Genomic DNA, 19,203 nt, shown 5'->3' on the forward strand with positions numbered 1-19,203 from the left:
AGAATGAACCGGCGAGTTACGTTCCCATGCAAGGTTAAGGCGAGAAGCCGTAGCCGCAGCGAAAGCGAGTCTGAATAGGGCGACTGAGTATGTGGGCGTAGACCCGAAACCGTGTGATCTACCCCTGTCCAGGGTGAAGGTGCGGTAACACGCACTGGAGGCCCGAACCCACGTATGTTGAAAAATGCGGGGATGAGGTGGGGGTAGCGGAGAAATTCCAATCGAACTCGGAGATAGCTGGTTCTCCCCGAAATAGCTTTAGGGCTAGCCTCGGAATGAAGAGTCGTGGAGGTAGAGCACTGATTGGGTGCGGGGCCCGCAAGGGTTACCAAGCTCAGTCAAACTCCGAATGCCATAGACTTATATCCGGGAGTCAGACAGTGAGTGCTAAGATCCATTGTCAAAAGGGAAACAGCCCAGACCATCAGCTAAGGTCCCCAAGTGTGTGTTAAGTGGGAAAGGATGTGGAGTTGCACAGACAACCAGGATGTTGGCTTAGAAGCAGCCACCATTTAAAGAGTGCGTAATAGCTCACTGGTCGAGTGACTCTGCGCCGAAAATGTAACGGGGCTAAACACACCACCGAAGCTATGGCTTGATGCTTTGCATCAGGGGTAGGGGAGCGTTGTATGTAGGTTGAAGGTGTACCGTAAGGAGCGCTGGACAGCATACAAGTGAGAATGCCGGTATGAGTAACGAAAAGATCAGTGAGAATCTGATCCGCCGAAAGCCCAAGGTTTCCTGAGGAAGGCTCGTCCGCTCAGGGTAAGTCGGGACCTAAGGTGAGGCCGAAAGGCGTAATCGAAGGACAACAGGTTGAAATTCCTGTACCACCGTAAACCGTTATGAACGATGGGGTGACGCAGGAGGGTAGTGACGCGGACTGATGGATGTCCGTCCAAGCAGTGAGGCTGATGTGTAGGCAAATCCGCACATCGATAAGGCTGGGCTGTGATGGGGAGTGAAAATTATAGTAGCGAAGGTCATGATCTCACACTGCCAAGAAAAGCCTCTAGTCAGGTGAAGGTGCCCGTACCGCAAACCGACACAGGTAGGCGAGAAGAGAATTCTAAGGCGCGCGGAAGAACTCTCGTTAAGGAACTCGGCAAAATGACCCCGTAACTTCGGGAGAAGGGGTGCCTCGGTAGGGTGAATAGCCCGAGGGGGCCGCAGTGAAAAGGCCCAAGCGACTGTTTAGCAAAAACACAGGTCTGTGCGAAGCCGTAAGGCGAAGTATACGGGCTGACGCCTGCCCGGTGCTGGAAGGTTAAGGGGAGCGGTTAGGAGCAATCCGAAGCTGTGAACCGAAGCCCCAGTAAACGGCGGCCGTAACTATAACGGTCCTAAGGTAGCGAAATTCCTTGTCAGGTAAATTCTGACCCGCACGAATGGCGTAACGACTTGGGCGCTGTCTCAACGAGAGATCCGGTGAAATTTTAATACCTGTGAAGATGCAGGTTACCCGCGACAAGACGGAAAGACCCCATGGAGCTTTACTGCAGCTTGATATTGGATTTGGGTACGATCTGTACAGGATAGGTGGGAGCCTTTGAAGCATGAGCGCCAGCTTGTGTGGAGGCGACGTTGGGATACCACCCTGATCGTATCTAGGTTCTAACCTGGTACCGTGATCCGGTACGGGGACAGTGTCAGGCGGGCAGTTTGACTGGGGCGGTCGCCTCCTAAAGAGTAACGGAGGCGCCCCAAGGTTCCCTCAGAATGGTTGGAAATCATTCGAAGAGTGCAAAGGCATAAGGGAGCTTGACTGCGAGACCTACAAGTCGAGCAGGGACGAAAGTCGGGCTTAGTGATCCGGTGGTACCGCATGGAAGGGCCATCGCTCAACGGATAAAAGCTACCCTGGGGATAACAGGCTTATCTCCCCCAAGAGTCCACATCGACGGGGAGGTTTGGCACCTCGATGTCGGCTCATCGCATCCTGGGGCTGAAGTAGGTCCCAAGGGTTGGGCTGTTCGCCCATTAAAGCGGTACGCGAGCTGGGTTCAGAACGTCGTGAGACAGTTCGGTCCCTATCTGTCGTGGGCGTAGGAAATTTGAGAGGAGCTGTCCTTAGTACGAGAGGACCGGGATGGACGTACCGCTGGTGCACCAGTTGTTCCGCCAGGAGCATGGCTGGGTAGCTACGTACGGACGGGATAAGCGCTGAAAGCATCTAAGCGTGAAGCCCCCCTCAAGATGAGATTTCCCAACTAGTAAGACCCCTTGAAGACGACGAGGTAGATAGGTTGGAGGTGGAAGTGCAGCAATGCATGGAGCTGACCAATACTAATCGGTCGAGGGCTTATCCAAATCACCCCAAAAAGTGAAGTGAAGCTTTGAAGCTGACACCGAATACTTTTCGGGGACCCCGATACCACATCGGGTGAATGCTACGGATTCTAATCAACGCAAAGATCGTTTCGTATCTAGTTTTCAGGGAATCAATCTCTGTAACTGCATACAAGTTATGATGGAGAGATACCCAAGTGGCTATAAGGGGACCCTCTGCTAAGGGGTTAGACTGCGTAAGCGGTGCGAGGGTTCGAATCCCTCTCTCTCCGCCATTTGAATAACTTGAACGCAAATAGGTTTATATGGCGGTGTAGCTCAGCTGGCTAGAGCGTACGGTTCATACCCGTGAGGTCGGGGGTTCGATCCCCTCCGCCGCTACCATACATACCTGGAGGCTTAGCTCAGCTGGGAGAGCATCTGCCTTACAAGCAGAGGGTCGGGGGTTCGATCCCCTCAGCCTCCACCATGTACTATTTTTATCACCTTACCATGCCGGTGTAGCTCAATTGGTAGAGCAACTGACTTGTAATCAGTAGGTTGGGGGTTCAAGTCCTCTCGCCGGCACCATTTTTAATAATGTGGAACTGTGGTGTAGAGGCCTAACATGCCTGCCTGTCACGCAGGAGATCGCGGGTTCGAATCCCGTCAGTTCCGCCATTATTAATTTTAAGGAATAAAAATAGTCGGTTTTCCACAAATTAAAGTGGGATGCCGAACTTTATTTTTATGTCATGTATATAAGGCTCGGTAGCTCAGTCGGTAGAGCAGAGGACTGAAAATCCTCGTGTCGGCGGTTCGATTCCGTCCCGAGCCACCTTTATATCCTGGAGGATTAGCGAAGTGGCCAAACGCAGCAGACTGTAAATCTGTTCTCGTCCGAGTTCGGTGGTTCGAATCCATCATCCTCCACCAGTAATAAGAGCCATTAGCTCAGTTGGTAGAGCACCTGACTTTTAATCAGGGTGTCGAAGGTTCGAGTCCTTCATGGCTCATCCGAAGAGTCGTCAACGTTGTTGACGGCTCTTTTTGTATTGTTTTAGGCTGTTTTTGTCCAATGTAAATGGGCTTAGAGAGAAGGCATTGTCGCTTGTACTGGGTCTTATGCTAAAATAAGAAAAAACGATAAAGTGGTGGAGTCATCAATGGTGGAGATGGAGCACATCGTTCAGAAACTAGAGCAGACCTTGGGTACCTCACTCGGTTTAAAAACATTGAATGATCAGGAAGCGGCATGGTTAACAAAATCAATGGCGACCTCACCGCCATTTGGTGATCGGATTGGTCAAGAGGTAGGAGTTCAGGGGTCCAATAACCGTGTAGAAAACGGAATCTCGCACAAATCCCGAAAGGTTAACGGCGCCTATGCTCGCAAGGACCTGGGTGAGATTTGGATTCCAGTGAATCCACAGGATCCTAGCCAGGTAATCGTAGCGGATCAGGGTGCTTTGACGGAGTCGGAGATTGGGCTTATAACTCTACTATTGTCGAGCCTGCAGGATACGATGCCAGGGGGAGTGCCCAAGAATACCGGTAAGGTTGAAGAAGAACGACGCGCCCAACAGTTGGGTGGCTGGTTAAAGGAACGCCTGCAAGCCGGTGAACTGCTTGCTGAATTACCAGATGAAATGTTGATTCGAACAAGTTTGACTGAGGACATGGTTCCCTTTCTTCTAATTCATGAAAGCGAGCATGCTCCCACTCCAAGCTATAAGGCGCTGCATCGGTTATTGCGCAGCTATTTTGGCGGGGACATCATTCTGGTGCCACTGCTTGATAAGGAATGGATTATCTTAGCGAACCAAGAATTGCTGGATGGTATAACGACCGATGATAAAGAGGATACTTCGTTGGACGGCGACCAGGATTTGCTCTCCTTATTCTGTATGGGGCTCTACGAGCTGATTTCAACGGAATGGGTGGGGGATTTCCATATCTCGGCGATACCGGCGGTTAATGCGCTGCATGCTCTGCCACAGACTGTTAGCATGTTAAGAGAGACCATGACCATCGGCCGTACATTCCAGGTCAAGGAACATATCCATCTATCGACTGGGCTTCATCTGGAGCGTCTGGTTTATAGCATTCCCGAGTACCAGCGCAATCAATTCCTGCGCGAGTACGCTGCCGGCCATACCGATTTGTTCGAGGATAGCGAGACATTGTCAACGCTCGAGTCTTTTTTCGAATTGGATTGTAACGTGAGTGAGACGGCCAAGCACCTGTATATTCACCGCAACACGCTGCTGTACCGGCTGGATAAGATTAAACAGGAGACGGGGTTAGATGTTCGGAGCTTCAGTGATGCGGTTTTAGTGAAAATAACGCTTCTATTGTATAAAGTGACGAAAAGGAAATAGGTTTTTTGTGCAGATTGTGTATAGCAAGTCAGGTGCCTATGGGGTAATATAAGATTATAAATTAATTGTATTCGATTTCATAACATTCATATGAGGGGGCAAATGCACATGGCTGGTGTACGCTTAGAGCATATTTACAAAAAGTATGCAGGTTCGGATAAAGCAACTGTAATTGACGTTAATTTGGATATTAAAGATAAAGAATTTTTGGTTTTGGTAGGTCCTTCCGGTTGCGGTAAGTCCACGACACTGCGTATGATCGCGGGTCTTGAGGAAATTTCTGAGGGTAAACTTTACATTGGCGACCGTGTTGTTAACGATGTAGCACCTAAAGATCGTGACATCGCGATGGTATTCCAATCCTACGCCTTGTATCCACATATGAACGTATATCAGAACATGGCATTCGGTTTGAAACTCCGTAAAGTGAAGAAAGACGAAATCGATAAGCGTGTACGTGAAGCAGCAAAAATCCTGGATATCGAGCATTTGCTTGAGCGTAAGCCAAAAGCTCTGTCCGGTGGTCAGCGTCAGCGTGTTGCCTTGGGTCGTGCGATTGTCCGTGATCCACAAGTCTTCTTGATGGATGAGCCGCTTTCCAACTTGGATGCGAAACTCCGCGGTCAGATGCGTGCCGAAATCACCAAGCTGGTTAAGCGTCTTGAAACCACTTGTATCTACGTAACGCATGACCAAACAGAAGCTATGACGATGGGTGATCGTATCGTTGTTATGCAAGACGGCATCATTCAACAAGCGGATTCCCCAGAGCAACTGTACAACAATCCGAACAACCTGTTCGTTGCTGGTTTCATCGGTTCCCCAACCATGAACTTCATCAACGGTAAATTGTCCGAGCAAAACGGTGGCGTATACTTCACTTCCCAGGGCTTGAACGTTCAAGTACCAGGTGGTAAAGCACAATTGCTCAAAAATAAATCCATGATTGGTAAAGAAGTGATCATGGGTGTTCGTCCGGAAGATATTCATGAAGAGCCAGTCTTCCTGGAAGCTTCCCCGAATACGATCTTCTCTGCAAAAGTCGATGTAACCGAGAACCTTGGTCACGAAATGCTCTTGTACCTGAGCGGCTTGGGTACCGATACGGTTATCGGCCGTGTAGACGGACGTTCGACTACTCGCGAAGGCGACAATGTGAAATTGGCACTCGACATGAACAAAGTTCATATCTTTGATAAAGAGTCTGAATTGAACGTATTGCTCGAAGACTAATCTTCAGCAATCGGGATCTCTTGAAAACCGCCCCCTCAAGGGGCGGTTTTTTTTAGGAGAAAAAGACAATATCACGCTAACATTCACGCCCTGGGAAAAGGTTTGGATATCCTTTACCGATGCCAATTGAGGTATTCCATGGGCAGCAATCTATTTAAAGCACACCCCTATATAAGCCTAATGTCGCAATGGAGTAGTCGGTTAGAATTGCATTCATTGGCTTTTTTCGATAAGATAAGCACAAAGCAAGGCATACATACGTATTGAACATATGGGATGTTGAGCATATTTCATGGTAATTTCCAAGATCGCAGGTAAGTGTACAGTAGTGTTCTTTAGGAATAGCTGAATGATGGAATATATCATCCAAGACGGGCCGTGCCATATGACGGTTTCGTTGTGATGTCAACATACAATGGAAGAAGAGGGGTAAGACCATGGCCAAGAAAGTGAAGGTATCCGAGCTGGTCCAGCAGTTTCAGCTGGAGGTCATCGCAGGTGAGGAAGGCTTGAAACGTCAGATTACAACGGACGATCTGAATCGCCCGGGATTGGAAATGGCCGGTTATTTTGAATACCATCCGCGGGAACGGGTTCAGCTTATGGGGCGCACCGAGTTGGCTTTCTTCGGAATGCTGAAGCCGGAAGAGCGTAAAGAGCGTATGCGCAGCCTGTGCACGGAAGAAACACCTTGCATCGTGGTAACACGTTCCTTGGAGGTGCCGGAAGAACTGGTGGAACTCGGGAATGAGAGAGGTTTGCCTGTACTGCGCAGCAGCATGGCAACAACCATTCTGACAAGCCGATTCACAAGCTTTCTGGAACGCAAACTTGCACCAACTACAACCATCCACGGGGTATTGTGCGATGTTTATGGCGTAGGGATGCTGATAACAGGCTCAAGCGGTATCGGGAAAAGCGAGACGGCACTGGAGCTCGTCAAACGCGGACACCGATTAATTGCGGACGATGCGGTGGAGATACGTCAGACATCGGATTTTCAGCTGCACGGTACGGCGCCGGAGCTCATTCGCCATCTTCTGGAGATTCGCGGAGTCGGTATTATTAATGTAATGACGTTATTCGGTGCAGGCGCCGTTCGAAACAATAAACGGATTACCCTTGTTGTGCGATTGGAAGCCTGGCAGCAGGATAAACAGTATGATCGTCTGGGGTTAGATGAAGAAACAACACGAATTATTGAGACGGACATCCCTCTGGTCACCATTCCGGTTCGTCCAGGACGTAACCTTGCGGTTATTATTGAAGTGGCAGCTATGAACTACAGACTGAAACAAATGGGACTGAATGCTGCGCTGCAGTTTACGAACAAACTGACAGCTACGATCGCTGAAGATATGGACGATTTGGACTAGGACTAGGGAGGTTATAAGTGATGCAAACATTGCTCATCGATCCGGTGGTGTTCTCCATCGGATCGCTGCGTGTTCATTGGTATGGCTTGATTTTAGGGCTGGGTGCTTTGGTGGGGCTGTTGCTGGCCATTCGCGAGGGGAAGCGTTTTGGCATTCCGCAGGAGTTCTTTATGGATTTGGTATTGCTTGGCGTACCTTCGGCAATTATTGGTGCACGTATTTATTATGTAGCATTTAAATGGGAAGATTATAAGGACAACTTCCTGGACGTGTTCAAAACATGGAATGGCGGGATTGCGATATTTGGTGCTCTCATCGGGGCCATTATCTGCGCTTTGATCTTTGTACGTAGAAGAGGCTACTCATTCTGGCGGATTGCTGATATCTGTGCTCCGTCTCTGTTGGCCGGCCAAATCATTGGTCGCTGGGGGAATTTCGTTAACCAGGAGGCCTATGGCGGTCCTGTCAGCGAGTCCTTTTTACGCGGGCAGCTGCACCTGCCTGATTTCATCGTCAATCAAATGAATGTACAAGGCGTATTCCATCATCCTACCTTCCTATATGAATCCTTATGGAACTTGGTCGGTATTGTCATCCTGCTTATTCTTCGCAGACAGAAATTCCTGCGCGCAGGCGAGCTCTTCATCGGATATTTCATCTGGTATTCCATCGGCCGATTCTTCATTGAAGCGGTGCGCACGGACAGTTTGGCGTTCCAAGGCGCAGCCGGACTTGCCGACTTCATTAACAATACGTTATGGGCACCGATGACTTGGATGGGCTTTGAACTGGGCCATCTGGACCCGGCTTACGGCAATATTAGGATCTCCCAGCTGCTGTCCGTATTGATTGTCATTGGAGGCATCGTACTGATCATTGTGCGCCGTGTAACGGGTCGCGCCAATGTGCGTTATTTGGACCCCATCGTGTCAACGAAGACCGGAGCAGGTCCTACGCCTGAAGCGGACCTTCAGACCAATAAAGCCGCGAAGTCATCTGCGCAGGCACCTGTTAAGCAGGACAAACCGGCAGCAGAGCCAGCAGAGACGGCTGACAAAAGCCCTCTAACCCAAGTCCAGGAGACGGAAGTCAAACCGTCCCCAGTAGAAGATACTCCGGCAATAAAACCAGATACGGAGGACAAAAAGGAGTAGTTGCAGCATGATCGAAACCGTACTGTTTGATTTGGACGGAACCATTATTGATACGAATGAATTGATTATCTCGTCGTTTCTGCATGTCTTTGAGGCTCAGGCCCCAGGACCGCTAACCAGGGAGCAGATCATTCCACATATGGGAACCACGCTGGAGCAGCAGCTGCAGGCTTTCTCGGGGGGCGTTGATGACGTTAGTCCGCTTATCAAAGCATACCGCTCCTTCAACACGCTTCATCATGATGAGATGGTTAGACCATTCCCCCATGTAAATGAAGTCGTGGAGCGTCTTCATCGTCATGGGCTTTCACTGGGGATCGTAACCACGAAGATCCGCCCCTCCACGATGATGACTTTGGAGAAGTACGATCTGGAGCGCTTCATGTCGGCGATTGTGACAGTGAACGACGTCGAGCATCCGAAACCGCATCCTGAGCCCGTTCTGACGGCGATCGAGCGTCTCGGCGCCAATCCGGCTACGACGTTGATGATCGGGGACAGCCCGGTCGACATTCAATCTGCCAAGGCGGCGGGCGTGAAGGCCGCAGCTGTAGCTTGGTCCCTGAAGGGTGAGCAGAAGCTGATGGAGTATGGTCCGGATTATGTTTTAAAGGATATGAAAGACCTGTATGAGATCGTAGGACTTCAAGAGGAATAGGAGTTTTGGCAGCATGGCCAGAAAGATTACCCGTTATCCTGTAGAAGGGCCCAACGCGTTATGGCAAATCTACCGCACCGTGAGCCCGTTCAAGGGCGTCAAGAACTTCATCTTTATCCAGTTGGCCCGCTATTGTCCTATTCTGCCCTTGAAGAACTGGATATACCGCCATATGCTCGGGATGAAGGTGGGGAGGCATACCGCGTTTGGATTGATGGTCATGGTGGATGTGTTTTTTCCGGAGAAAATATCCATCGGCGAGAATTCGGTGATCGGCTACAATACAACGATTCTTGCCCATGAGTATTTAATAAAGGAATATCGTCTGGGTGAAGTGCGGATCGGGGAGAACGTACTCATCGGCGCGAACACCACGATTTTGCCTGGTGTAACGATCGGAGATGGAGCGGTTGTTGCTGCAGGGTCTGTCGTACATAAAGATGTGGCACCGGGTGTTTTTGTAGGCGGCAATCCATTGCAAGAGCTGAAGAGGACATCAACGGAAAGTGAGTCAATTTGAGGTAATGTGACAAGTTAGGTTCTCAAGCTACCTGAATTATTGTAGAATGAGTAGAGGATAACATGACACAAAGCGATTCAATAGTCCCCTGGGTATGATAGCCTTGAGGGACTTTTTTGCCCGCCTATCCTTATACAATGACTCTATGAAAAAACTTGAAAACAAGGAGGCGACGCCTGACATGAGTGCAACGCTGAACAAAAAGGAAAGGCTCCCGCAGCTCGATATTTATCGCGCGCTGGCCATCCTGGGCGTGCTTCACGTTCATGCGACTTCATTTGCAACGGTCGATGCGATTGATTCGCGATTCTATTATATTATTAATTTTTTGAATATTTTCTTTAAATACGGCACACCCTCGTTTATATTCCTAAGCAGCTTTGTGCTGTTCTATAACTATGCGGACCGGCCGCTGACTAAGGATCTGATCAAAAACTTCTACAAACGGCGGCTCTTGTACATTCTGCTGCCTTATGTGTTGTTCTCGATCATCTATTTCTTTGTGCGGATGTATCAGAACGGGTTGCTCAACAGCTCATTTGATCTATGGGCACAGATGCCGATATTCTTTGAACGCTTGATTCGGGGGCAGAACTATACGCACTTATACTTTGTGTTTATTAGCTTGCAGTTCTACATCCTGTTTCCGATCTTCCTCAAGCTGTTCAAATCGTCCCGGTTTCTCGTACGGTGGGCGGTTCCCATCGGGTTCCTGCTTCAATGGGGCTTTATCATATGGAATAAATACGAGCTGCACTACACGTTTAAAGGAAGCTTGGCGATCTCGTATTTAGCCTACTATATGCTGGGTGCTTATCTGGCGATGAATTACGACAAATTCAAGGGCTGGCTTACGTCATCTTGGAAAAAGCAGACGTCAGGTCAAAGAGCAGGTACAGTCGTGTTATGGGCGGGCTGGCTCGCGATGGCGCTGACGCACGTGCAGATTTGGTACAATCAGAGATTGCACGGTGCCAAATACGACTCCCTGTTGTACGAGCTGTTATGGAATCTGCACACGGTTTTCTCCGCCATTGTGCTGATGCAGCTGGCCAGCTGGCTGTATAACAGCGGTTGGAGACTCATCGTGAAGGTGCTGACGCGGATTGGCGAGTTGTCCTTCGCGATCTATCTGGTGCATCCTCTCTGGCTGTTCCTGTATCGGGAGTACGATCTCAAGCTGAATCCGGTAACCGATGATTATCTCATCTGGATTTATGGCGGCATGGTAACTGCGCTGATTGTTAGTGCGCTGGTCGTACAAACGGTGTTCCGATGGATTCCAGGCTCCTGGGTGCTGCTTGGCAGCGTTCCACGATCATTGAAGCCATCATCCAAAGCTCCAAAAGCGCCATCGCTGAGAAAAGACACCGTTGCAGGCGACAGCAAGAAATCAGTTGATCTATAATCATAGCAGGCATATTCTTTATTCATACCAGACATTATGAAGCAAAGCCGTCCGGCAATCGGGCGGCTTTTTTGTATGATTAGCGATCTAGAATTTACGGGGTGGCCTAACCCTACGATACCATCTAATGTATTTTTATTTATGCCGCTAAAGACATGAGAGATTCATCCACAGACAAGCAAGCCACTCCAGCTTGTTCTTGTGTTACAATTATACCCAGAAGTTAAGCGAATTCTTTGGCGGCTAAGGTGAAGAACAACAGAGAACGATACACAGCAGGAAGCCTCCATGATGCATTGACGATCGGGCAGAGTTCATGGTAATATAGCCAATATCCTTTAATTTATTAGCAAGGTACCACTTTACCATATTAAAGACTTTTCTGAATTTGAGGTGGAGCGTCATGTCTAAACCGAAAGGCTTCGAGAAACCGGCAGGTGTTCGTGATTATCTCCCTCATGCGGTCACGAAGCTGCGCCGGATTGAACGTGAAGTGCTGGCATGTATGGACCGCTGGGGATACCGGCAGATTATGACACCAACGATGGAATATTACGATACGGTAGGCGTGGCAAGCTCTACGTCGGACCAAAAACTGTTTAAATTATTGAATAAGCGCGGAACGACCATGGTGCTGCGGTCCGATCTAACCGCCCCCATAGCAAGGGTCATGTCGTCGCTGCTGAAGGATGAGCCGTTACCGGTGCGTTTGTCCTATCATGCGAATGTATTTCGCGCAATCGAAGAGGAGGCGGGCCGGGAGGCTGAATTCTTCCAGACGGGAGTAGAGCTTGTAGGCGACGATACGCCGGAGGCCGATGCCGAAGTGATTGCACTGGCGATCGAATCCCTGAAGGCGGCAGGCGTGGAGAAATTCAAAATCGCGATGGGGCATATGGGTTACCTTAATGGCCTGCTCCAGGAAGTGCTGCCTGAGCGGACGGAGGATCAAGAGAGCCTGAAGCAGGACCTGCTGAACCGCGACTATGTCGGATACCGTAACACCATTGCCAGTCTGCTCCTTACGGAGACACAGCAGGACCAGCTGGAGGGAATCCTGAAGCTGCGCGGGGGCCGGGAGATTGCCGGGCAGGCACTTGAGATTAGCAGCAACGATCTCGCAAGAGCTTCTATTGAGCATCTGTGCAGAGTATGGGAGGTGCTGGAGGCATACGATGTCTCCAGGCATGTTCTGTTTGATCTGACGATGCTCGGAGACTTCTCCTATTACACCGGTATGACGTTTGAAGGCTATGCTGCTGAACTTGGTTCACCCGTAGCGAGCGGCGGTCGGTATGACAAGCTGCTGCAGCAGTTTGGCCGTGCGGTTCCGGCAACCGGCTTTGCGCTTAAGACCAATCGCATTCTGGATGGGGTTCAGGGGGGAGAGATTGCGGAAGAGCTGCCCATACTGATCCGTTACACGGCTTCCTATCGCAAAGAAGGTTTGGCAAAAGCGTCACAACTGCGGGCGCAGGGCCATACCGTCATCACCTCGATCATTCCGGATTCGGCAAATATTCGCGGTGAAGGCGTGCCCGTCGTATCCGGCAGTCTGCTTAACAGAGGCTACCAGGAGATCATTACCCTTCGATAGAACGTTGATATATCACCCTATTTTATATAGGTCAAGGTCAGGAGGATTTGAACGTGGCGGAAACGTTGAAAGTAGCGATGCCCAAAGGGCGTATATATAAAAAAGCATCCGCGCTGTTCCGTTCAGCCGGACTTCCGATTCCCCTCGATGTGGATGAGACGCGCAAGCTGGTCATTCCCTTGCCGGAGGCAGGAATGGAATTTATTCTGGCAAAGCCGGTGGATGTGCCGACTTATGTGGAATACGGTGTCGCGGATATTGGAATTGTTGGCAAGGATGTGCTGATGGAAGAGAACAAGGACGTTTATGAGCTGCTGGATCTCGGCATCGCAAGGTGCCGGATGTCGGTTATCGGCTTGCCGGACTGGAAGCCGGGCATTCGTCAGCGGGTTGCTACCAAATATCCGAATGTCGCTTCGCAGTATTTCCGTGAACAAGGCCAACAGGTTGAGGTGGTTAAGCTGAACGGTTCGATTGAGCTTGCACCCCTTATCGGGTTGGCGGACCGGATCGTGGATATGGTGGAAACAGGCCAAACGCTCAAGGAGAACGGACTTATTGAAATGACCAGCATCTTTGAGATCACAAGTCGCCTGATTGCCAATCGCGTCAGCTATCGGATGAAGAATGATGAAATTCAGGCATTATGCGATCGCCTGCAAACGGTCATTATGTCTGAGGGAGCGAATAAACAGCGCTAAGAAACACAGGTACAAACAGGATGAGCATGGTGATCGGACAGATTGATAATCGATTGAGTTAGGAACGATATGCGTATATCGAAAACAGAATGTGATGCAAGCAGCGGGATTGGGGGAGATTAAGGTGAAGGTTGTATCAGCACGGGACTTTCAGCTGAAACGGGAAAATGATTACGGCACACCAGAGCAGAATGAAGTTGTGAAAGCGATTGTGCGGGATGTTCGATCCGAAGGAGATGCTGCTTTGCTGCGGCATACCGAGCAATTGGATCGTGTCCGTCTGACCGCAGGTCAGCTTCGCGTAACGGATGAAGAACTCAAAGCAGCTTATGATCATGTGGAGCCTTCGTTTGTAAAGGCGATTCAGGCTGCCGCGGATAACATACGTGCTTTTCATGTGAAGCAGAAGCGGAATTCCTGGATGGATCTTCAAGCCGACGGCAGCATCTTGGGGCAGATCATTCGTCCGTTGAAACGCGTGGGTGTATATGTGCCCGGAGGAAAGGCAGCCTACCCTTCGTCCGTGCTGATGAACGTGATCCCGGCACAAGTGGCAGGCGTGCCTGAGATTGTCATGGTCACTCCCCCGGCAACCGGCGGGAAGGATGGGATTAATCCCTATATCCTGGTAGCCGCGGCCGAGGCCGGCGTTACGGAGATCTACCGCGTTGGAGGAGCTCAGGCGATTGCAGCGTTGGCCTACGGTACGGAGACCATTTCCCCTGTTGATAAAATTTGCGGTCCCGGCAATATTTACGTTGCGCTGGCTAAGCGAGAAGTATATGGTGCGGTCAATATTGACAGCCTGGCCGGTCCGAGCGAGATTGCGGTATTAGCCGACGACAGCGCGGATGCTTCGTATATTGCGGCGGATTTACTCTCCCAAGCAGAGCATGACGAGATGGCTTCGGCCATTCTCGTAACACCTTCACGCAAGCTGGGTGAGGCCGTTGCCGCCGAAGTAGAGCGGCAGCTTGAGCTGCTGCCGCGGCGCGACATCGCCCGGGCCTCCGTGGACACTTATGGCGCGGTGATCATCACGGAATCCCTTAACGAAGGGATAGAAGTTATTAACCGTTTGGCGCCGGAGCACCTGGAGATCGTGACGGCGGAGTCGATGGCCATCGTGGGCCAGATCGAGAACGCAGGCGCAATCTTCCTCGGGCCATATAGCTCGGAGCCGGTAGGTGATTATTTTGCAGGGCCGAATCATATCATCCCGACGAATGGGACGGCACGATTTGCGTCGCCGGTGGATCTGGACGATTTCATTAAAAAATCGAGCTTGATCTACTATAGCAAAGAAGCGCTGCTGCGCGACGGCGAGCAGATTATGGAGCTGGCCCGGCGAGAAGGGCTTGAAGGCCATGCCCGGGCGATCGAGATTCGACTGGAGCAGGAGCGTTAATCAATAAAGAGGAGCATCAATGATTCGTTATATTAGATACGTATAGAGGAGGCAGTCAACGTGAGCAGTTTGGATGCAGCAGCAAGATCAGCCGGCGTGAGCCGCAAAACCAATGAAACCGATATTGCCTTGGATTTCAATGTCGATGGAACCGGTATTTCGGAACTGGAGACCGATGTGCCGTTTCTGAATCATATGCTTGATTTGTTTACGAAGCATGGCCAATTTGATCTTCGCGTGAAAGCGAAGGGAGATATTGAGATCGATGACCATCACACGGTGGAAGATATCGGGATTTGCCTGGGGCAGACGTTCCGCGAGGCGCTGGGCGATAAAAAGGGTATTAAGCGATATGCCAGCGTATATGTACCGATGGATGAAGCGCTTGCTCAAGTCATTGTAGATATCAGCAATCGCCCGCATTTTGAGTACCGAGCGGAATATCCTTCGCAGCAAGTAGGCTCTTTTGATACCGAGCTTGTTCATGAATTTCTGTGGAAGTTGGCGCTGGAAGCCCGTATTACGCTGCATGTCATCGTTCATTACGGACACAATACCCACCATATGATTGAAGCGGTATTTAAGGCGCTCGGCCGTGCATTGGATGAGGCGACTACCGTGGATCCGCGGGTGACCGGCGTGCCCTCCACGAAGGGAGTGCTCTAATCGATGGCGATTGCAATCGTGGATTATGGCATGGGCAATCTGCACAGCGTGAGCAAAGCAGTGGAGCGGCTTGGGTATGAGCCGCTCGTCACGGGGAAGCGGGAGGAGATTCTGGCGGCGGATGGCATCATTCTGCCGGGCGTCGGCGCGTTCGGCGATGCCATGGAGCAGCTGCGTGAAACCTCGCTGGACTCGGTCATGAAGGATGCTGCGGAATCAGGGAAGCCGCTGCTGGGAATTTGCCTCGGCATGCAGCTCCTGTTCAGCCGGAGCGAGGAGCATGGCCAGTTTGAAGGGCTGGATATTTTGCCCGGATCGGTTGTTCGGTTTACGGGTGGTGACTACAAGGTGCCGCATATGGGCTGGAATTCATTGCAGTTCGGGAAGCGGGAGCATCCGCTGTTTGCGGGACTTGAGGAAGGTCATGTGTATTTTGTCCATTCGTATCATGTTCTTCCTGAGGTTCAGGCTGATTTGCTGGCGGTTACTGATTACGGTCAGCCAGTGACGGCCATCGTGGGCCGCGGTTCGGTGTACGGCATGCAGTTCCATCCCGAGAAGAGCGGGGAGCTTGGGATGAGCCTGCTTCGTAATTTCTTGGCTTTAACGTAATGTAAGGCGATCAAATAGACCAGAAGGAAAGTGGGAATGGGGATGTCCTCTTTTATCATATATCCGGCAATCGATATTCGTGGCGGCAAATGCGTCAGACTCGTGCAAGGCGATTATAATCAAGAAACGGTATACAATGATAATCCGCTGGAGGTAGCCAAATCATGGGAAGAGCAGGGCGGCACCTTTATTCATCTCGTGGATTTGGACGGAGCCAAGGCAGGCCATCCGGTAAATGACGATATCATCGGGAAGATTGCAGCCAGTGTCCAGGTTCCGGTTCAGGTAGGCGGAGGGCTGCGCACGCTGGCGGATGTGGAGCGGCTGCTGTCGCTTGGCGTCAGCCGGGTGATCATCGGTACGGCGGCGATTGAAGACCGTGTCTTCACGGAAGAGGTGCTGGGCAAGTACGGGGATAAGGTGGCCATCGGGATCGATGCGCGCAATGGATACGTGGCAACCAGAGGCTGGCTGGAGACGTCCGAGGTTCAAGCCGAGGTGTTGGCTAAGGAGCTGGCAGCCAAAGGAGCGGAAACCTTCATCTTTACCGATATTTCCCGTGACGGGATGATGCAGGGGCCTAACGTGGAGGGGATTGTCTCGCTTGCCAAAGCCAGCGGCCGCTCGGTCATCGCTTCGGGCGGCGTGACGAAGCTGGACGATTTGCTGGCGCTCAGCGCGCACAGCGGTGACGGTGTAGGCGGAGCAATCGTAGGCAAGGCACTGTATACAGGCAATATTGATCTGAACGAGGCCATTACTCGAATCAAGTGATGCCGGACCAAGGTTCCGTTCAAATAAGCGATTGATCGACAGAGTTCATAGGGGAAGAGGGGAAAGGCATGCTGGCAAAACGGATCATACCTTGCCTGGACGTGAAGGACGGCCGGGTGGTGAAGGGCGTAAATTTTGTGAATCTCCGCGATGCGGGCGATCCCGTGGAACTGGCGGCACTCTATGACCGGGAAGGCGCAGACGAGCTAGTCTTTCTGGATATTTCGGCATCGGTCGAAGGCCGGGCGACGATGGAGGAAGTCGTGCGGAGAACGGCAGGAGAAATTGCCATCCCTTTTACCGTGGGTGGAGGCATCTCGTCCGTCGAGGACATGAAGCGGATTCTGCGGGCGGGAGCGGATAAGATCGGGATCAATACGGCAGCGGTCAAGCAGCCGGAGCTCATCTCGGCCGGAGCACGAAAATTCGGCTCCCAATGCATCGTTGTGGCCATCGATGCCAAGTACAAAGAAGCGTGGGGAGAATGGGAAGTGTACACGCACGGCGGACGTACGCCTTCCGGCATCAAAGCGCTGGATTGGGTAAAGCAGGCGGAAAGCCTGGGTGCGGGCGAGATTTTGTTGACCAGCATGGATGCGGACGGAACGAAGGATGGGTTCGATCTGTCGCTAACCTCTGCCGTATCTTCGACGGTGCAGATCCCGGTCATCGCATCCGGCGGCGCCGGCAAAGAGGATCACTTCTATGACGTGTTTACCAAAGGCAAGGCGGATGCGGGTCTTGCCGCAACGATTTTTCATTATAAAGAGATTTCGATTCCTCATCTGAAGTTGCAGCTTAGTCAAAAAGGAGTGGATATACGGTGAGCGAAGATATGTTGAAGGATTTATCCCTGGAGCAGGTCAGCGAGCATATCCGTTGGGATGCCTTGGGCTTGGTGCCGGCGATTGTACAGGATGCACAGAGCAAGCAGGTGCTGATGATGGCTTATATGAATCGGGAGTCTCTCCGCTTGACGCTGGAAAGCGGGGAAACTTGGTTCTGGAGCCGTTCGCGCGAGGAACTGTGGCATAAGGGGGCAACTTCCGGGAACGTTCAAACCGTGGTTTCCATGACGTACGACTGTGATGGAGACACCCTCTTGCTGCAGGTGAATCCGAAGGGACCGGCTTGTCATACCGGACAAACGACCTGCTTCTTCAATGAGATTACGGTTCAGGGGCAGAAGAGCGAGCCTGTGAACAACCATGCAGCTGCAGAGAGCGGGCGGTTTGCGGTGCTTGCCGAGCTGGAAGAGGTCATTGCCCAGCGTGAAGTGGAGCGGCCTGAAGGAGCCTATACGACTTACCTTTTTGATAAAGGGGTAGACAAAATCCTTAAGAAGGTGGGCGAAGAAGCTTCGGAAACAATCATCGCCGCCAAAAATAAAGACAACGCCGAGCTTAAGCTAGAAATCAGCGATCTGATCTACCACCTGCTGGTACTTCTCCAGGAGCGGAAGCTCCCGCTGGATGAGATCATGGATGAGCTAAGCCGCCGCCATGAACGGCCGCGCCGCGATTAGGAGGCTTACCGATGCATATTGATTACCATACCCACCATGCCCGGTGCGGACATGCCGAGGGGCAACTGGAGGAGTATGTACGGCGCGCCATTGAACTCGGGATGGATCAATTGGGCTTGTCGGATCATATGCCCTTGATACACGTGGATCCGGAGGCGTACTATCCGGAGATGGCCATGCCGATGGACGAGCTGCCGCGTTATGTGGAAGAGTGCCTGCTGCTGAAGGAACGCTACCAAGGGCAGATTGACATTCGGATCGGACTCGAAGGCGATTATATCGAGGGTTATGAAGAACAGATTGAGCGGATTGTGAATGATTATCCATGGGATTATGTCATTGGCTCCGTTCATTTTCTTGGTGAATGGGATATTACGGATTACCGTCAGACCCAAGGCTGGGAGGGCAAGGATCCGCTTGAGGTTTATAGACGATATTATGATGCGGTGCAGAAAGCCGCCGCGACCGGCTTCTATGATATCATGGGTCATCTGGACGTGATCAAGCGTTTCGGTTATGGGCCGGGCCCCGAGCAGAAGCCGGAAGTGATCGCTTTGGAGCAAGGAGCGCTTGCGGCCGTGGCCCAAAGCGGAAAAGCCATGGAGCTGAACGCCTCCGGCTTATCGAAGGCCTGTGAGGAAATGTTTCCAAGCCGCCGCATGCTGGAAGAAGCGATGAAGCTTGGCATTCCGTTGACTTTAGGGTCGGATGCCCACCAGCCGATGAAGCTGGGCGAGCATCTGGATCAGGCCCGGGCACTGCTATCGGAGCTTGGCGTTCGGGAGGTTGCGACCTTCCGTAAACGGAAGCGGGAGATGGTGCTTTTGAATGTTGAGGGAAACCATGTATAATAAAGAAAAGCACTAATTGCAAACAGGTTTATTGCAGACGGCTGTTTTCTACTCCTAGAGACCCTTCTTCG

At 51.3% G+C, this 19,203-nt stretch carries 16 protein-coding genes, 8 tRNA genes and 1 rRNA gene (1 of these 25 cut by a window edge); all 25 read left to right on the forward strand.

Annotated elements, in window-relative coordinates; all coding sequences use genetic code 11:
- A 23S ribosomal RNA gene (locus MKY82_RS00740) occupies positions 1-2,310 on the forward strand (it extends 617 nt beyond the left edge of the window).
- A 162-nt stretch (positions 2,311-2,472) separates the two neighbouring features.
- Positions 2,473-2,564 (forward strand) — tRNA-Ser (locus MKY82_RS00745).
- A 32-nt stretch (positions 2,565-2,596) separates the two neighbouring features.
- Positions 2,597-2,673 (forward strand) — tRNA-Met (locus tag MKY82_RS00750).
- Between the two features lie 9 nt (positions 2,674-2,682).
- Positions 2,683-2,758 (forward strand) — tRNA-Val (locus tag MKY82_RS00755).
- Between the two features lie 25 nt (positions 2,759-2,783).
- Positions 2,784-2,859, forward strand: a tRNA-Thr gene (locus MKY82_RS00760).
- A 13-nt stretch (positions 2,860-2,872) separates the two neighbouring features.
- Positions 2,873-2,949, forward strand: a tRNA-Asp gene (locus MKY82_RS00765).
- An 84-nt stretch (positions 2,950-3,033) separates the two neighbouring features.
- Positions 3,034-3,106, forward strand: a tRNA-Phe gene (locus MKY82_RS00770).
- Between the two features lie 12 nt (positions 3,107-3,118).
- A tRNA-Tyr gene (locus MKY82_RS00775) sits at positions 3,119-3,204 on the forward strand.
- A 7-nt stretch (positions 3,205-3,211) separates the two neighbouring features.
- Positions 3,212-3,284 (forward strand) — tRNA-Lys (locus MKY82_RS00780).
- A gap of 150 nt (positions 3,285-3,434) precedes the next feature.
- Complete coding sequence (locus tag MKY82_RS00785; protein WP_339295259.1) at positions 3,435-4,649, forward strand: helix-turn-helix domain-containing protein; 1,215 nt, start codon at positions 3,435-3,437, stop codon at positions 4,647-4,649.
- Positions 4,650-4,757: 108 nt separating this feature from the next.
- Positions 4,758-5,882: a sn-glycerol-3-phosphate ABC transporter ATP-binding protein UgpC gene (gene ugpC, locus MKY82_RS00790; protein WP_071219439.1), complete on the forward strand. Its 1,125-nt coding sequence runs from the start codon at positions 4,758-4,760 to the stop codon at positions 5,880-5,882.
- 437 nt (positions 5,883-6,319) lie between these two features.
- Positions 6,320-7,258, forward strand: coding sequence for an HPr(Ser) kinase/phosphatase (hprK, locus tag MKY82_RS00795; protein ID WP_071219440.1), 939 nt, complete (start codon positions 6,320-6,322; stop codon positions 7,256-7,258).
- 20 nt (positions 7,259-7,278) lie between these two features.
- The gene (gene lgt, locus MKY82_RS00800; protein WP_194540360.1) at positions 7,279-8,412 is read left to right on the forward strand and encodes a prolipoprotein diacylglyceryl transferase; all 1,134 of its coding nucleotides are present in this window, start codon (positions 7,279-7,281) and stop codon (positions 8,410-8,412) included.
- Positions 8,413-8,419: 7 nt separating this feature from the next.
- Positions 8,420-9,070, forward strand: coding sequence for a pyrophosphatase PpaX (gene ppaX / locus MKY82_RS00805; protein WP_194540361.1), 651 nt, complete (start codon positions 8,420-8,422; stop codon positions 9,068-9,070).
- Positions 9,071-9,083: 13 nt separating this feature from the next.
- Positions 9,084-9,590 carry an acyltransferase gene (locus tag MKY82_RS00810; protein ID WP_071219443.1) on the forward strand — a complete coding sequence of 169 codons (507 nt, stop codon included), beginning with the start codon at positions 9,084-9,086 and terminating at the stop codon, positions 9,588-9,590.
- A 181-nt stretch (positions 9,591-9,771) separates the two neighbouring features.
- Positions 9,772-10,998 (forward strand): acyltransferase, encoded by a 1,227-nt coding sequence (locus tag MKY82_RS00815; protein WP_339295260.1) that lies wholly within the window; start codon positions 9,772-9,774, stop codon positions 10,996-10,998.
- 403 nt (positions 10,999-11,401) lie between these two features.
- On the forward strand, positions 11,402-12,595 hold the full coding sequence (locus MKY82_RS00820; RefSeq protein ID WP_194540362.1) for an ATP phosphoribosyltransferase regulatory subunit: 1,194 nt from the start codon (positions 11,402-11,404) through the stop codon (positions 12,593-12,595).
- A gap of 53 nt (positions 12,596-12,648) precedes the next feature.
- The gene (gene hisG, locus MKY82_RS00825; protein ID WP_194540363.1) at positions 12,649-13,296 is read left to right on the forward strand and encodes an ATP phosphoribosyltransferase; all 648 of its coding nucleotides are present in this window, start codon (positions 12,649-12,651) and stop codon (positions 13,294-13,296) included.
- Positions 13,297-13,420: 124 nt separating this feature from the next.
- Complete coding sequence (gene hisD, locus MKY82_RS00830) at positions 13,421-14,704, forward strand: histidinol dehydrogenase (RefSeq protein ID WP_339295261.1); 1,284 nt, start codon at positions 13,421-13,423, stop codon at positions 14,702-14,704.
- A gap of 60 nt (positions 14,705-14,764) precedes the next feature.
- Positions 14,765-15,370, forward strand: coding sequence for an imidazoleglycerol-phosphate dehydratase HisB (gene hisB, locus MKY82_RS00835; protein ID WP_339295262.1), 606 nt, complete (start codon positions 14,765-14,767; stop codon positions 15,368-15,370).
- Between the two features lie 3 nt (positions 15,371-15,373).
- Positions 15,374-15,982, forward strand: a complete 609-nt coding sequence (hisH, locus tag MKY82_RS00840) for an imidazole glycerol phosphate synthase subunit HisH (RefSeq protein WP_194540366.1) — start codon at positions 15,374-15,376, stop codon at positions 15,980-15,982.
- Between the two features lie 42 nt (positions 15,983-16,024).
- Complete coding sequence (gene hisA, locus MKY82_RS00845; protein ID WP_194540367.1) at positions 16,025-16,756, forward strand: 1-(5-phosphoribosyl)-5-[(5-phosphoribosylamino)methylideneamino]imidazole-4-carboxamide isomerase; 732 nt, start codon at positions 16,025-16,027, stop codon at positions 16,754-16,756.
- 68 nt (positions 16,757-16,824) lie between these two features.
- Positions 16,825-17,583: an imidazole glycerol phosphate synthase subunit HisF gene (gene hisF, locus MKY82_RS00850; protein WP_339295263.1), complete on the forward strand. Its 759-nt coding sequence runs from the start codon at positions 16,825-16,827 to the stop codon at positions 17,581-17,583.
- Positions 17,580-18,281, forward strand: a complete 702-nt coding sequence (gene hisIE, locus MKY82_RS00855) for a bifunctional phosphoribosyl-AMP cyclohydrolase/phosphoribosyl-ATP diphosphatase HisIE (protein ID WP_339295264.1) — start codon at positions 17,580-17,582, stop codon at positions 18,279-18,281. Before hisF ends, hisIE begins: the two co-directional genes overlap by 4 nt.
- Before the next feature lie 11 nt (positions 18,282-18,292).
- A complete protein-coding gene (hisJ, locus tag MKY82_RS00860) occupies positions 18,293-19,132 on the forward strand; it encodes a histidinol-phosphatase HisJ (protein WP_339295265.1) in 840 nt (279 codons plus the stop codon).
- Positions 19,133-19,203: the final 71 nt, after the last annotated feature.

Source organism: Paenibacillus sp. FSL W7-1279 (genome assembly GCF_037969845.1).
GTDB lineage: Bacteria > Bacillota > Bacilli > Paenibacillales > Paenibacillaceae > Paenibacillus_AQ.